This is a genomic window from Thermus sp. KWY1, assembly GCF_057547025.1.
Window position 1 is genome coordinate 1 of the sequence record NZ_BAAJPG010000017.1, and the last position, 14,448, is coordinate 14,448.

Here is a 14,448-nt window from a genome sequence, read left to right on the forward strand (position 1 = left end):
CCCGGGCCGCCTCGAGGCGGCCACCCCGCACCCGGTAGCGGGGGTGCCCATCCAGGGCCTCCCTGGAGGCCAGGCCCTCGAGGGGGTGGGGGGAGGAGGGCTCCTCCTCGTCCGCCACGTCCTCGGGCCGAACGTAGGGCGCGTTGCGAAGCGCCTCGAGGGCCTTCTCGGGGTCAAAACCATTAGCCGGTTGCGAAACACCGTTCAGCGCCTTAGAGTGTTTTTTGAGCATCGGTTTCCTCCTCTCCCGGGGCGGTCCCTACCCGCCCCGCGCGCTTTTTCGCCAGCAACACGTCCAACCAGTCCGCGCCCTCGGGGGGCACGGCCAGCCGTACCGCAACCCCTAACGCCAATAGCCTCCGCGCCAGTTTTTTTCCCGCTTCCACCCCCCTCTCGTCCCCGTCTGCCGCGATCAGCACCTCCCCCACCCCAGGCGGGGGCTCCCACGCCTCGAGGCCCCCCGCGCTCACGGCGGCCCAGGCGGGGAGGCCCGTGGCCTCGCGCACCGCGAGGGCGGTCTCCACTCCCTCGGCCACGGCCAGGACCCCGCCCTCAGAGGCGTAGAGGCGGATGGCCGCCCCCCTCAAACCGCCCTCGAGGACCGCCTTGGTGAGTTTTTTGGGGCTCCCCACCGGAGCCTTCCCCCTGCCGTCCGGGGCCAAATAGGTGCGGTGGAGGGCCACCAGGCCGTGCCTGGGGTGCTCCACCCGGGCGAGGAGGGCGGGGAAGAGCCCCAGGACCTTCCCCCCCTCGCGGTACTCCAGGCCGGGGTGGAGGCGAAGGTCCTGGAGGCCGGGGAGGACGGCTTCGAGGGCAAGGCCCCGGGCCTCGAGGTAGCGCCGCCCCAGTTCCGCGCCGGGGCGGTCGAGGGGCACGGCCCGGGCCCAGAGGTCCTCGAGGAGCCTCCGCCGCCCCTCGTCCGGTCGGGGCTCGGGGCGGGGAGGGGGCGCGGGACGGACGCGCCGGAAAACCCTCCCGGGCTCGTGGGAGTCGGGAAACAGGTCGCGCCACGCAAGGCCTAGGGCCTCGAGGACCGCCTCCACGGGGCAACCCGCAAAGCAATGGAGAAGCACTTTCCCTTCAGGGGTTAGACGGATGGAGAGGCTGGGATCCCGGTCCTCGTGGGCCGGGCAATGCCCGGTCCATTGGTCCCGGCCCGAGGGGCGGGCCCGGGTGGCCCAGAGGATGTGCTCGAGGACCCCCTCGGGGCCTAGGGTGTGTGTACCGGCGGGCACCGGGTCCATCACACCCCCCGTCCCTCGAGGGCGGGGGCGGTTTTTTTCGCCCCCTGCTCCTCGCGGTACAAATCCCAATCCACCGCGCGGTTGACCGCGTACAGCGCGTCAACGCGGCCCCCGGGCGTGAGCACTCTGAGGAGGAGGCGGATGGCGGCCAGCAAAATCGCATCGAGGGCCCTACGCATCGTTCCCCCCCTCCCGCACCGTGCGGATGGCCTCGAGGTCCCCCGCCACCAGCCCCTCCACCAGGGCGCGGGGAAGGTAAAAACGCTTCCCAATCCGCACCCCGTGCCGGCGGGCCAGGGCGTAGGTGGCCTCGAGGCCAATCCCCGCGCGTTTCAGGACCCGCGCCGCCTCCCGCACCGTCATCAGTCCGGCCATGCCTAACCTCCGCGCCAAACCCTAGTTCCGGGTGCCGTCAGGCTGTGTTGGGGGAGGGGGGGGTTCGTGTGCTAAAATCGAGTTGCGGTGCTTCCACACGCGCATGGAGAGGCCCCCCGCCCCCCGGGGGGCCAAACCTATGCGCCCCCCTCGAGGAGCTTCACCAGCTCGGCGACAGGGATGTAACGCACCCGCCCCACCCGCAGCGCTTTGACGCGCCCGCTACGCACGGCCTCGTATACCGCCATTTTTCCCACGCCAAGAAGCCTCGCCGCCTGGCTCGCGGTGTAAGCCGCTTTCACAGGCAAACCCTGTTCTTTTGCAAGCCTCCAAAGGTCTTCGGGCCTCATCATCGCCTCCCAGGTCTTATGGTGTGCTACGATTGTCCAGGATGAAAGGCTCTTATCCTGGACAAGAGGATGGACATACCCTCGAGGTCCCCCTCGTCCTTCGCTATGACCCGGCCCGCCCCCCTCTTCGGATAGCGTGGAGCCCTGAGGAGGTTCCCCCGTGGGACTGGACAGGGGGGCTCAGCCCGTGGGAAAACCCCTCCCCCTTTCTGACACAGGGCGGGGTTGATCTCGCTGCCCCGGAGGGATTATCTGAGGCGCGTCTTCGCCTTGCTCAGGTCAGGTTTTTAGGGGTCCGCTTGAGGGATGAGGGTTGGTTGGGGTCGTCCGGGTCCCTAGGGTTGCAGTTCCCCCGCCTCGTACGGGCGGCCCCCCATCTGCATTACCGCCCCCCGCTGCAACGCGCCCTTCCTACATTGCGGAAATTGGGTGAGAAAGCACTAAAGCTCGCCCCCTCATCGAAGGCGTGGGGGGAGGCCGTGGTGGAGGCGGCCTCCACGGTGGGGCTCCTGGACCCCTACGGGCCAGGGGACACCCTCGAGGGCTGGTGGTGCTTCGCCCTTGAGGTTTTGGTTTGGCTAGACCTCCCCGCCCACGCCGATCTCGGAACGCTGGGGGAGGTTTTGAGCCATCTGGGAGAGTACCCCAAGGGCGCCGCGCCTAAGGTCAAAGAGGCCTACCAGAGGGCCGTTCGCCGCGTTGAGGCTGAGCTGTGGTCTGGTGGGGGCTCACTCCCCCCCACGATTAAAGAGGCCGGGAAGCGGCTTTGGATGGGGGTTTTGCCCCAACTCTTTCCTCATGTGGCCCTCGAGGGGTTTCCCCCTTACCGGGCCCGGGTGGGGGTGAGGGTTTGGGCGATGCTAGAGCTGGCCCGGGCCTTTACGACCGCGGGCATGCGGATTTGCCCGGGGTGTGGGGTGCCATTTGTCCCTTCACGACGGGATGCAAAAACGTGTGGCGCGTACAGGTGTCAGAAACGAATCCAAAGGGCAGAAAAGCGCAAAAACTCCAATCAGTCTACTGCAATTTGACTGCAATCGGGGGAGACCCCGGTGGACGGGGGTGCCCAAGAACGCCCATGAGGACGGAAACTACAGGAAACAATAGCATTGGAAAGAACGCTATTTGACCTTCTTGCAAGCGGGAGGTCCGGGGTTCAAATCCCCGCCGCTCCACCAGCTCTAAATACCCCACCGCGGCTTCCGCCGCGGCGGGGGCTCCAAAAGGGCCTTTCCCAAGCCCCACCTCTAGCCTCCTAAGCGCGGGCACTTAGGAGGCAAAGCCTTACCCCCCGGTGGCGTGGCTGGGGGGTCGGTTTTACGGTGACCCCTTCCAAAGCGGAGGCCTGGGGCAAGGGAGGGAATGGCAGGATAGAACCATGAGGCCCCGTTTGGTGGTTCTTGGAGCCGGGAACCGGGGCTTCGCCTACGCCCGTTACGCCCACGCCCTAGGTGCCCGCATCGCGGCGGTGGCGGACCCCCGCCCCGAGCGCCTCCAGGCCTTCCGGGAAGCCTTCTCCGTGGAGCGGACCTTTGCCGACTGGCGGGAGGTTCTGGAGGCCCCCCTTCTGGGGGAGGCGGCGGTCATCGCCCTGCCCGACCGGCTCCACGCCGAGGCGGCGGTGGCCCTGGTGGAAAAGGGCTACCACCTCCTCCTGGAGAAACCCATCGCCCCCACCTGGGCCGAGGTGGAACGGGTGGCCCAGGCCAAGGAACGCACCGGACGCCTGGTGGCCGTGGCCCACGTGCTTCGCTACACCCCTTACGCCCGGGCCCTGAAGGCTCTCTTAAGGGAAGGGGCCGTGGGGGAGGTGGTGTCGGTCCAACACCTGGAACCCGTGGGCCACTGGCACTACGCCCACAGCTTCGTGCGGGGAAACTGGCGGAAGGAAGAGGAGTCCAGCCCCTTTCTCCTGGCCAAGAGCGTGCACGACCTGGACTGGCTGCTTTTCGTGATGCCGGGGGAGGTGAACCGGGTGGCTTCCTTCGGGGGGCTTTTCCACTTCCGCCCGGAGAACCGACCTAATAAGGCGGCCTCCCGATGCCTGGAATGCCCGGAGGAGGTGGAGAGGAACTGCCCCTTCTCCGCCAGGCGCATCTACCTGGAAGCCTACGAGAAGGGGGAGAGGGGCTGGCCCCTGGACGTGGTGGCCTACCCGGTGGCCTGGGAGAACCTGGTAAAGGCCCTGGCGGAAGGCCCCTACGGGGAGTGCGTGTACCTGGGGAAAAACCACGTGGCGGACCACCAGGCGGTGATGCTGGAATACCGGGACGGACGCACGGCCAGCTTGCACGTGGAGGGCCTAAGCCGGATGCGGTTTCGGGAAACCCGGATCTTCGGCACCCGGGGGGAGCTCTTTGGGGACGGGAGGTACCTGAGGCTCTACCGGTTCGGGGAGGGGGAGAGGGTCTTTGACCTGGAGACGGAACGGGAGGGCTCCGTCCGAAGCGGGCACGGGGGTGGGGACCTGGGTTTGGTGCGGGCCTTCCTGGAGGCCCTAACCCGGGAGGACGAAAGCCTTGTGGAGCCTTTTTCTGAGGCGGTGCAGGCCCACCGGCTCACCTTCTTAGCGGAGGAGGCCAGGAGGGAGGGGAGGGTGGTTCAAGTAGACAATCCCCTGCCCTGAAGGGCAGGGGATCTTTGGCGGAGAGGGCGGGATTCGAACCCGCGAGGCAGGTTTAAGCCCGCCTACACGATTTCCAGTCGTGTCCCTTCAGCCACTCGGGCACCTCTCCAAGTGCCAAGCCTGAGTTTAACAAGGCCCGTTTTTATCGTCAAGTAAGCTGAAGGTGTGCGGGTGGTGGTGGCTCACGAGAACCTAGACTTTGACGCCCTGGGTTCCATGGTCCTGGCGGGAAGGCTCTTTCCGGGAAGCGTTCTGGCCTTGATTGGGGGCCTCGAGGGGCCCTTGAAGGAGATCGCCCCCCTTTTGGAGGATCGTCTGGATCTGGTCCCGGCTGCGGAGATCCCCGTGGAAAGGGTTACCGAAGTGGTGCTGGTGGACAACGCCCGGCCTGAGCGCATCGGTCCCTTTAAGGCCCTGGTGGGCCGGGTGCCCTTTTTGGTCTTCGACCACCACCCCCGGGCACCGGGGGATGTGCCTGCGGTGGGGGGGAGGGTGGCCCAGGTAGGGGCCACGGTGAGCCTCCTGATTCCCCTGATCCGGGAGCGGGGCCTGACCCTCACACCCTTGGAGGCCACCTTGGCCTATGCGGGGATCTGGGAGGATACCGGGGGGTTCAGCTTTCCCTCCACCACGCCCCAGGACCTCGAGGCCGCTTACTTTTTAGCCCAGCAAGGAGCGGAGATCCCCCGGGTGCGGGAGTGGGTACGGCCCCAGCTGGGGGAGGAGGCCCGGGAGGTCCTGAAGAGCCTTATCCGCACCGCCAAGGTGGTGGAACGGCAGGGGTTCCGGCTCCTCCTCGCCCGGGCTCAGGAGGAGGGCTATGTGCCGGCCTTGGCCCCCCTCGCCCATGCTCTTTTGGACCTGCACGAGGCCCATGGGGTGTTGCTGGTGCTTCGGCTTGCCCGGGAGGTCCTCCTCATCGCCCGGAGCCGGGAGCGGTTGGATGTGGGCCGCTGGCTTTCCCAGGTGGGAGGTGGGGGGCACCCCCGGGCGGCCTTTGCCCGGGTGCGGGGGGTACGCAATGCGGTGCGGCGCCTTCTGGAAAGCCTTCCCCAGTACCTGGAGCCCGAGTCCACCCTAGCCGAGGTCATGTCCGCGCCTGTGGAAACCCTGCGCCCCACCACCGTGCGGGAAGCCCTGCGGATCCTGGAGGAGCGGGGGTACGGGGCCATGCCGGTGGTGGAGCCCCTGGAGGGAGGAAGGGTGCGGGTCTTGGGCCTGGCCCGGAGAAGGGATCTTAGGAAGGCGGAAAGACTTGGCCTGGCGGAGTATCCCGTGGACGGCTTTTTGGCCCGGGCCCTTGTCCTTCCCCCGGAGACCCCCCTTTCCGAGGTGGAGCCCCACTTGAAGGCGGGAGGGGGAAGGGTTCTGGTGGGGGAGAGGTTGGGGGAGGGCGTTAAGCTTCTTGGGATCTTCACCCGTACCGACCTCTACCGCAAGAAGCCCGCTTTGGAGAAGCCTCTGGGGGAGCGGATCCTGGAAGCCTTACCCGAAGGGGCCAGGCGGGTGGTCCTGGCCCTTAGGAAGGCGTTTCCGCAAGGGATCTACCTGGTGGGGGGGGCGGTGCGGGATGCCCTTTTGGACCGGTCGGGCCCCGACCTGGACCTGGTTCTGGAACCAGGGGTCAGGGTGGGGGAGGTGGCCCGCTTTCTGGTGGAGCGCTTCGGGGGCAGCTTTGGCCTCCACTATGCCTTTGGCACCGCCCGGGTGCGCGTGAGTTTTGGCCTTACCGTGGACCTGGCGGAAAGCCGGGAGGAGGTCTACCCCTATCCCGGCGCCTTGCCCCAGGTGCGTCCAGCCCCCATCGCCAAGGACCTGGAGAGGCGGGATTACACGGTGAACGCCATGGCTCTGTCCTTGGCCACCTTAGAGCTTTTGGATCCCTATGGGGGCCTCGAGGATCTAAGGAACCGGCTCCTCCGTCCCCTTCATCCCCTTTCCTTCGTGGAGGACCCGAGCCGCATCGTCCGGGGGGCGCGCCTGGCCGCCCGGTTGGCCTTCCGTTTTTCCGAGGAGGCCTTAAAGGCCTTGCCCCCAGCCCTCCTTCCCGAGGTGCTCAAGGGTGCCAGCAAGAGCCGCCTGCGCGACGAACTCTTCTTGACCCTGGAGGAGGACACCTTCCTCGAGGCCCTTTCCCTTTTGGAGGAGCTTGGGGCCTTGGGTCCCCTCTACGGGCTAAAGCTTCCACCCAGGGACCCCTTTGTACGGCTTAGGTGGGGGCCTCTGGAAGACGAGGGGTTTCCGCCTGGGCGGGCGAGGGTGGAAGCCCGCCTCCTCCTTCTCCTCTACTTCCAGGAAAACCTCCTGGAAAAGGCCTTGGCCCTGGGGCTTCCCAAGCGGTTGCAGGAGGCTTTGGCCCTGCTTCTCAAAGGCTCCTGGGAAGAGGCGGACAAGGAGGCTTTGGGGAAAGAGCCCTTGCGCGGGGTTTTTCTGGCCCTCTTCCCCGAGAAGGAGGGCTGGCTTACGGAAAAGAGGCGGGTCCTCATGGGGCGGGATCTCTTGCAGCTGGGCCTGAAGCCGGGTCCCAGGGTGGGGGAGATCCTGCGCCAGGTGGCCGAGGCGCGGGCCCGGGGGGAGGTAAGGACCTTCGAGGAGGAACTGGCCTTAGCCCGTAGACTGATAGGCGATGGGTCTTTTTCCGTACCTCAATGACCCCCCGGTCTTCCTGGTGGCCTTCGCCTTTGCCGTTTTTGGCCTGGTGGTCCACAACCTGTTCCAGGCCTACCTGGCGGACCGTTATGGGGATACGGCTCCCCGCCGCTACGGTTTCCTCTCCTTGGACCTAAAGGTCCACCTGGAACCCTTAGGCCTGGTCTTTTTGCTCCTTTTGGGTTTCGGATGGCCGAGAACCGTGCTCACGAATCTTCCCGGGAGGAAGGGGGCCACGGTGGCCCTCATGGGGCCTTTAGGGTTCTTTGTGGCGGCCTTCCTCTATGGCCTTCTCGCCCGCTTTCTGCCCTATCCCTTCGGCGAAGGGCTTTTGCTGGCCCAAAGGCTCATGCTCCTTCACGCCGCCATCTACCTTTTCCCCGTGCCTCCCTTGGATGGGGCCAAGGCCCTCTACGCCGTGGGCGGGTATGAGGCCCGGCGCTTTCTGGAGCAGCTTGCGGCCTACGGACCCCTGGGTTTCATCCTGATCTTTCTGGTTCTCTCCTATACGGGGGTTACTGGGGCGGTGGTCCAAGGGCTTGCGGGCTTCTTAGCCACGCTATACCGGGTCATCGGGCTATGATCGCCCTTTTGCAGCGGGATCCCCTGGCCTTTCTTTTGACCTTTGCCATCTTGGTGTTCAGCCTGGTCCTTCACGAGCTGGGCCACGCCTACGCGGCCTACCTCTTCGGGGACGCCACCGCCAAGCGCCAGGGGAGGCTTACCCTTAACCCCTTGCGGCACCTGGACCCCCTGGGAACGGTGCTTCTCCTCCTGGTGGGCTTCGGCTGGGCCAAACCCGTGCCCATCTACCCCCCGGCCTTCCGCCACTACCGCCTGGGGCTTTTCGTGGTTTCCATCGCCGGGATCGTCATCAACCTGGTTTTGGCCGTGCTCTTTGCCCTCCTGGTTCGGGGGCTATTTGCCCTGGATCCCGTGGGAGTGGTGATGACCCTAAGGGGGGAGGGGCAGACTGGGCTTGGCCTGCTGGCCCTGGCGGCCTTTTTCGCCAGTTCCATTAACCTGGTCCTGGCGGTCTTCAACCTCCTGCCCATCCCCCCCTTGGATGGTTCCAAGATCCTGCAGAGCCTTCTTCCCCTTTCCTGGCAACCCCTTTTGTGGCGGTTGGAGCAGTACGCCTGGCTTTCCTTTCTTCTGATCCTTACCGTGTTGCGGGGGCCTATCCAGGAGGTGTTGCGCTTGGCCCGGCGGGTGTTCTTTGGCTTTTTCTTCGGCTAGACTGGGGCCATGCGCACCCTGAGCCTGGTGCTGGCCGTGGTGGCCCTCCTGCTCCTCCTCCCCGCCCTCCTGCCCCTTTTGGGCTGGCTCAACTGGGTGGTCCTGCCCCTGGCCCTTCTGGCCGCAGGGCTCGGCCTGCTTTCGGGAGAGGAGCGGGCCTTTAAGCTCGGGCTTCTGCTGATGGTGGTTTCCGCCTTGCGCCTTATTCTAGGGGGAGGCTTCCTCTAGCCAAGTGCGCAGGATCCTCAGGTTCCAGGCGTCCTCCTCCGGGCTCCTTGGGGTTTCCAAGATGAAGACCCGGTCCCTCAGCCGGGGGTCGAGGAGCACGCCCTTAAGCCCTTCCCCGATCTGGCCCTGGAGGAGGTGGGCGTGGTGGTCGATGCGGCTAGCCAAGCCCCCCACGGAGTCGTTCAGGTGGACCACAGGCACCCGCTCGAGCCCCACGAGGCGGTTAAGCTCGCTCAAAACTCCCTTGGGATCCCCCTTCACGTCGTACCCGGCGGCATAGGCGTGGCAGGTGTCCAGGCAGACCCCTAAGGGCGTGTCCTCTATGAGCCAGGCCAGCTCCTCAAAGCGAGCCCCCACCTTTTCCCCGCCGCCGGCGGTGTTCTCCACCAGGAGGGTGGGGCGCTCCCTGACCCCGGCCAGGTGCAGGGCCTTCAGGAGCCCTTCCTTGACCCGCTTGGGGTCTCCAGAGCCCGGATGGACCACCACGTACTCCAGGCCCAGTAGGCGGGCTTTTTCCAGGTCGTCCGCCAGGCTCATCACGCTCTTTTCCCAAAGCTCCCCTTCCGCTCCCAGGTTTACCAGGTAGGAGGCATGGATAACCCCGGGAAGCTCCCCGGCCATCTCCCGCAGGGCGCGAAACGTCTCCACCTCGCTTGGGGAGAGGGCTCGGGTTTTCCAGCTTCTCGGGCTTTTGGCGAAGATCTGGAAGGCGGAAAGACCCAGGGCCTGGGCTTCCTCCACGGCCCCGGCCACCCCCTTTTTTCCGGCGATGGAGAGGTGGAAGCCGTAGCGAACCATGCTACTCCTCCTCCACAACCTCCACCCGTACCCGGGTGGCGGAGAGGGCCCCGATGGTTTTGGCGGCGGCGTAGGAGAGGTCGATGATGTACCTTCCCCCAAAGGGCCCCCGGTCGTTGATGCGCACCACCACGCTCTTGCCGTTTTTCAGGTTGGTGACCCGCACCCGGGTGCCGAAGGGCAGGGAGGGATGGGCGGCGGTAAGGGCGTGCATGTCGTAGCGTTCCCCGCTGGCCGTGCGCCTGCCGTGGAAGCCGGGGCCGTACCAGACCGCAAGCCCCTCCTGCAGGAAGCGGGTTTTGGCGAGGGGCTCCTTTTCCGTAAGCCTCAGGACCTGGCCGGGATGGATCAGGTCCGAGGTGAGGCCGTTAAGCTCCTTCAGTTCCCTCACGCTCATGCCGTGGGCTTTGGCGATGCGGAAGAGGGTATCCCCCTTCTTTACCGTGTAGGTCTGGGCCAGGGCGCTGGAGAGGAGGAGGGCTAGAATAAGGGCGCGCACCTAAACCTCCTGCCAGCCCCGGGGGAAGCGGGAGAGAAGCTCAATCCCTGTGTCCCGGATGAGGACGAGCTCCTCAATCCGCACCCCGCCTATACCCGGCAGGTAGACCCCGGGTTCCACGGTGACCACCATGCCCGCCTCGAGGGTCTCCTCCGTGTAGGGGGAAAGCCCCGGCCCCTCGTGCACCGCAAGCCCCACCCCGTGTCCCAGGGAGTGGACGAAGTAGCGGTCCAGGTCAAAGCGCTTAAGCTCCTCCCGGGCCAGGGCGTCCATCTCCTTGGTGCTCTTCCCTGGGCCCAGAACTTCTAGAACCCGTTCCAAGGCGGCCAGGGTGGCCTCAAAGGCCCGCTTGAGTTCCCCGTCCACCCTTCCCAAGGCCAGGGTGCGGGTCATGTCCGAGTGGTACCCCTCCACCCTGGCTCCCAGGTCCAGGGTGACAAGCTCCCCTGCCTCGAGGGCTTTTTCCGAGGCCCTGGCGTGGGGCAAGGCTCCCCGCACCCCCGAGGCCACGATGGGGGGGAAGGTCACCTCGGCCCCCCGCCGTTTCAGGAAGAACTCTATTTCCAAGGCGACATCCCGTTCCAACACCCCTGGCTTGAGCAGGGTAAGGGCGTGGGCCAGGGCTTCCTCCGCCAGGGCCTGGGCCTTGCGGATCCTTTCCACTTCCTCCGGTGTCTTTTTGAGCCGGAGCCGCTCGATAACCCCCTTGGTGGGCACCCACTCCGCGGGGGCAAGCTCCCGCAGGCGTTCCAGGGCGGCGTAGGGGAGGTGTTCCGCCTCAAAGCCCACCCGGCCCTTCAAGCCCTTGAAGACCTCCTCTTTTTCCTCCCGCTTCAGCACCCTGGCGGGGATGCGGCTTTCCTGCTCCGCCTCGGGGTAGCGGGGATCCGTGAGGAGGAAGGCTCCTTCGTGGGTAACGAGGACCTGGGCGTCTTCGGGGTGGGGAAAGCCCGATAGGTAGCGCACGTTCTCGGGACGGGTCACGTAAAGGGCGTCCAGCCCTAGGGGCTCGAGGAGGGTCTTCGGGTCCAGCACGGGGCCTACTATACCACCCGTTAACCCTCTTCTAGGTTCACGCCCCGGTAGAGGTCGTCCACGGCCAACTCCAGGGTGGGGCAGGGGAGAGGAAGCTTCTCCCCTGGCCCCAGGCGGAGGTAGGTCCACTGGTTTCCCTCCACCAGGTGATGGCGGATGGGGCTTTTTTCCTCCAGCTGGAGGTAGGCCTCGAGGCTGAGGGCCTTTCGGGCGGGCTGGCCCATGGCTCTATTCTACCTTGGCCAAGCTGAAGCGCACCCGGCCTTCCTCGTCCTCCAGGAGGGTGGTGTGGCCGGGGAAGAGGCCTTCAGCAAACTCTAAGGCCAGGACCTCCTCGGCGATCCAGCTGCCGTGCCGTTTCAGGGCTTCCAGGTAGGCGCCCTCCGCCTCGTGGCCCACCCGGATGCGGTCGGAAACCTTGAGGCCCATCTCCTTGCGGGTCTGTTGCAGGTGGCGGATCAGGTCCCGGGCCAGGCCCTCAAGCCTCAGCTCCTCCGTGACCCGCACCTCCAGGGCGGCCACGTACCCCTCCTTTTCCAGGGCCTGGTATCCCTCGGGGGCTTGGGCCTCGAGGAGCACTTCCTCCGGCTCCAGGACCACCTCCTGGTCCTCCAAACGCAGGGGCACCCTCTCCCCCTTCAGGACCAGGCCAGCCACCCTCGAGGCCTCCCTTTCCAGGGCCTCGCGGATTTTGGGAAGGAGCTTGCCGTACTTCTTGCCGAGGAGCTTCAGGTTGGGCAGGACCCGGTAGCGGAGCACCTCTTCCCCTGGTTCCAAGACCCGCACTTCCTTCACGTTGAGCTCCTCGGCGATCTCGGGGGCGAAGTGCCTCAGGCCCTCCCGCTCGAGGGCGGTGGGAGCGGTGATGAGGAGAAGGGGAAGGGGGATGCGGGTCTTGATCCCGCTTCTAGCCCGCACCGAACGGGCCAGGTCCACCACCTTGAGCACCGCCCGCATCTTGGCCACCAGCTCCTCGTCCACCAGATGGGGGTCCACCTCGGGCCAGTCGGAAAGGTGCACGGAAAGGGGGGCCTCGGGGCTTACCGAGCGCACCAGGTTCTGCCAAAGCACCTCAGCCAGGAAGGGGGTGAAGGGGGCGGAGAGCTGGCTGATGGTGACCAGGGCCTGGTACAAGGTGGCGTAGGCGGACTCCCGGTCCAGGCGATCCTCGTTTTTCCAGTAGCGCCTGCGGCCCCGGCGCACGTACCACTGGGAGAGGTCCTCCACCACGAAGTCCCGCAGGGCCCGGCTGCTTTGGGTGGGGTCGTAGGCCTCGAGGGCCTCCGTCACCCTTTGAATCAGATCCTGGAGCCGGGCAAGAAGCCAGCGGTCCAGCTCGGGCCGCTTCTCCACGGGAGGCGGGTTCTTAAGGTCCGGCCGGTCCAGGTTGGCGTAGGTGACGAAGAAGCTATACACATTCCAGAGGGTGAGGAAGTAGTCCCGCACCGTTTCCCGCACCAGGTTGGGTCCGAAGCGGCGGTCCGCCTCCGGGGGAGCGGAGATGTAGATGTACCACCTGAGGGCATCCGCCCCAAACTCCCGGATGATGTCCCAGGGGTCCACCACGTTCCCCTTGGACTTGCTCATCTTCTGGCCCTTTTCGTCCAGGATGAGGCCGTGGCAGATGACGTTTTTGAAGGCGATGGAGCCGAAGAGCATCACCCCAAGCTGGTGCAGGGAGTTGAACCAGCCCCGGGTCTGGTCGATGCCTTCCGCAATGAAGTCCGCGGGGAAGGCCTGCTTAAACTCCTCCCCGTTCTCGAAGGGGTAGTGCAAGGAGGCAAAGGGCATGGCCCCGGAGTCGTACCAGACATCGATCACGTAGGGAACCCGGCGCATGGTGCCCCCGCAGGTGCACTGGAGTTCCACCCCGTCCACGTAGGGACGATGGGGATCAAAGGGTTCGGGAAGGGGTTGAATGGCCCTTTCCTTCAGCTCCCGGAAGCTGCCGATGGCCTCTTCCTTTCCGCAAGAGCCACAGACCCAGATGGGAAGGGGCGTGCCCCAGTAGCGGTTGCGGCTTAGGGCCCAGTCCACCAGGTTCCGGAGCCACTCCCCGTAGCGTCCCTCCTTGATGTGGGGCGGGACCCAGTTGATCTCCTGGTTTTTGCGGATGAGTTCCTCTTTGAAGAGGGTGTTTTTGATGAACCAGGTTTCCGTGGCGTAGTACATGAGGGGAGTGGAACACCGCCAGCAGTGGGGGTAGCTGTGGAGGTAGCTTTCCTCCTTGAAAAGAAGCCCCCGGGAACGGAGGTCTTTCAGAATGGCCCGGTTGGCCTCGCGGAAGAAGAGGCCCTTAAAGGGCTCCACCAGGAGTTTCCCCTCCTCGTCCACCGTCTTGAGGAGGGGAAGACCGTAGGCCCTGGCCGTGTCCAGGTCCTCGGCCCCGAAGGCGGGGGCCTGGTGGACGATGCCCGTGCCGTCCTCCCGGCTCACGTACTCGGCCAGGACCACGAGGTACCCCTTCTCCAGGGCCTGGGGGTAGGGGGGGTCGTAGGCCAGGCCCTCCAGTTCCTTCCCGGAAAAGGTCCTGAGAATGGGGGTTTCCTCGCCGAGGAGCCTGCGCCCCAGGGTTTCCTCGAGGATCACCACCTCCTCCCCCACGGCAAAGGCTCCATAGGTGTACTCGGGGTGCACCGCCGCGGCCACGTTCCCGGGGAGGGTCCAGGGGGTGGTGGTCCAGATGAGGAGGCTAGCCTGCTTCAGGCCCAGTTTTTCCGGTTCCTTAAGGGGAAGGCGTACATAAACCGAGGGATCGGTGATCTCCTTGTACCCCAAGGAGAGCTCGTGGGAGGAAAGAGGCGTGCCGCACCGGGGGCAGTAGGGCACCACCTTGTGGTCCCGGTAGAGGAGCCCCCGGTGGAAGAGGTTCTTCAGGCTCCACCAGATGCTTTCCACATAGGTGGGGTGCAGGGTGGCGTAGGCGTTCTTGAGATCCACCCAGTAGGCGATGCGCTCGGTGAAGGCCTCCCACTCCTTCTCGTAGGTGAACACCGACTCCCGGCAGGCCTGGTTGAAGCGCTCGATGCCGTAGGCCTCGATCTCCCGTTTGCTCTTTAGCCCCAGCTTCTTCTCCACCTCCAGTTCCACCGGCAGGCCGTGGGTGTCCCAGCCGGCCCGGCGGGGCACGTAGTAGCCCCGCATGGTCTTGTACCGGGGGAAAAGGTCCTTGTAGCTTCGGGCCTGGGCATGGCCCACGTGGGGCATGCCGTTGGCGGTGGGGGGGCCTTCGTAAATGGTGTAGCGGGGCCCGCCTTTACGGTTTTCCACGCTTTTCTCAAAGATCCTCTCCCGCTTCCAGAACTCCAGAACCTCCTCTTCCAGCCTGGGAAAGTTGGGTTCGCCGACCTCCTTGAACATACGCTCCTCCCTAAAGAAACGCCCGCGCCCTTGGGGCGCGGACGA

Annotated in this window: 15 protein-coding genes, 1 tRNA gene and 1 other annotated feature (1 of these 17 only partly in view); of the genes, 5 read left to right on the forward strand and 11 right to left on the reverse strand. The window is 65.8% G+C overall.

Features of this window, described 5'->3' with window-relative positions:
* The 5 genes from AC27GT_RS04640 to AC27GT_RS04660 form a co-directional block, all read right to left on the reverse strand.
* A partial coding sequence (locus tag AC27GT_RS04640) for a hypothetical protein (RefSeq protein ID WP_487223588.1) occupies positions 1-232 on the reverse strand: 232 nt, incomplete at its 3' end.
* A complete protein-coding gene (locus tag AC27GT_RS04645; RefSeq protein ID WP_487223589.1) occupies positions 213-1,244 on the reverse strand; it encodes a DUF7146 domain-containing protein in 1,032 nt (343 codons plus the stop codon). The genes AC27GT_RS04640 and AC27GT_RS04645, both read right to left, overlap by 20 nt.
* Complete coding sequence (locus AC27GT_RS04650; RefSeq protein WP_460375540.1) at positions 1,244-1,423, reverse strand: hypothetical protein; 180 nt, start codon at positions 1,421-1,423, stop codon at positions 1,244-1,246. The genes AC27GT_RS04645 and AC27GT_RS04650 overlap by 1 nt, the downstream gene beginning before the upstream one ends.
* Positions 1,416-1,619 carry a hypothetical protein gene (locus AC27GT_RS04655; protein ID WP_460375539.1) on the reverse strand — a complete coding sequence of 68 codons (204 nt, stop codon included), beginning with the start codon at positions 1,617-1,619 and terminating at the stop codon, positions 1,416-1,418. Before AC27GT_RS04655 ends, AC27GT_RS04650 begins: the two co-directional genes overlap by 8 nt.
* A gap of 137 nt (positions 1,620-1,756) precedes the next feature.
* Entirely contained in the window at positions 1,757-1,969 is a 213-nt protein-coding gene (locus AC27GT_RS04660; protein ID WP_460375537.1) for a helix-turn-helix domain-containing protein, read from the reverse strand.
* Positions 1,970-3,347: 1,378 nt separating this feature from the next.
* Here AC27GT_RS04660 and AC27GT_RS04665 point away from each other — a divergent pair.
* A complete protein-coding gene (locus tag AC27GT_RS04665) occupies positions 3,348-4,595 on the forward strand; it encodes a Gfo/Idh/MocA family protein (protein ID WP_487223590.1) in 1,248 nt (415 codons plus the stop codon).
* 15 nt (positions 4,596-4,610) lie between these two features.
* On the opposite strand, the gene AC27GT_RS04670 is transcribed toward AC27GT_RS04665, so the two are convergent.
* A tRNA-Ser gene (locus AC27GT_RS04670) sits at positions 4,611-4,704 on the reverse strand.
* A 56-nt stretch (positions 4,705-4,760) separates the two neighbouring features.
* Between AC27GT_RS04670 and AC27GT_RS04675 the strand changes: the two genes are divergently transcribed.
* From AC27GT_RS04675 to AC27GT_RS04690, 4 genes are read left to right on the forward strand one after another with little or no spacing between them, the layout of a single operon-like run.
* Complete coding sequence (locus AC27GT_RS04675; RefSeq protein WP_487223591.1) at positions 4,761-7,247, forward strand: CBS domain-containing protein; 2,487 nt, start codon at positions 4,761-4,763, stop codon at positions 7,245-7,247.
* The gene (locus AC27GT_RS04680; RefSeq protein WP_487223592.1) at positions 7,222-7,827 is read left to right on the forward strand and encodes a zinc metalloprotease; all 606 of its coding nucleotides are present in this window, start codon (positions 7,222-7,224) and stop codon (positions 7,825-7,827) included. The genes AC27GT_RS04675 and AC27GT_RS04680 overlap by 26 nt, the downstream gene beginning before the upstream one ends.
* Entirely contained in the window at positions 7,824-8,483 is a 660-nt protein-coding gene (locus AC27GT_RS04685; RefSeq protein WP_487223593.1) for a site-2 protease family protein, read from the forward strand. Before AC27GT_RS04680 ends, AC27GT_RS04685 begins: the two co-directional genes overlap by 4 nt.
* Positions 8,484-8,492: 9 nt before the next feature.
* The gene (locus AC27GT_RS04690; RefSeq protein ID WP_487223594.1) at positions 8,493-8,711 is read left to right on the forward strand and encodes a hypothetical protein; all 219 of its coding nucleotides are present in this window, start codon (positions 8,493-8,495) and stop codon (positions 8,709-8,711) included.
* Here AC27GT_RS04690 and nfo read toward each other — a convergent pair.
* From nfo to ileS, 5 genes are read right to left on the reverse strand one after another with little or no spacing between them, the layout of a single operon-like run.
* Positions 8,691-9,509, reverse strand: coding sequence for an endonuclease IV (gene nfo, locus AC27GT_RS04695; protein WP_487223595.1), 819 nt, complete (start codon positions 9,507-9,509; stop codon positions 8,691-8,693). The genes AC27GT_RS04690 and nfo overlap by 21 nt on opposite strands.
* Before the next feature lies 1 nt (position 9,510).
* On the reverse strand, positions 9,511-10,008 hold the full coding sequence (locus tag AC27GT_RS04700; protein WP_487223596.1) for a septal ring lytic transglycosylase RlpA family protein: 498 nt from the start codon (positions 10,006-10,008) through the stop codon (positions 9,511-9,513).
* On the reverse strand, positions 10,009-11,040 hold the full coding sequence (locus AC27GT_RS04705) for a M24 family metallopeptidase (RefSeq protein WP_487223671.1): 1,032 nt from the start codon (positions 11,038-11,040) through the stop codon (positions 10,009-10,011).
* Positions 11,041-11,063: 23 nt separating this feature from the next.
* Positions 11,064-11,267 carry a hypothetical protein gene (locus AC27GT_RS04710; RefSeq protein WP_487223597.1) on the reverse strand — a complete coding sequence of 68 codons (204 nt, stop codon included), beginning with the start codon at positions 11,265-11,267 and terminating at the stop codon, positions 11,064-11,066.
* Positions 11,268-11,271: 4 nt separating this feature from the next.
* Positions 11,272-14,403: an isoleucine--tRNA ligase gene (gene ileS / locus AC27GT_RS04715; protein ID WP_487223598.1), complete on the reverse strand. Its 3,132-nt coding sequence runs from the start codon at positions 14,401-14,403 to the stop codon at positions 11,272-11,274.
* 34 nt (positions 14,404-14,437) lie between these two features.
* Positions 14,438-14,448: a binding site (T-box leader), on the reverse strand; it runs 227 nt beyond the window's last position.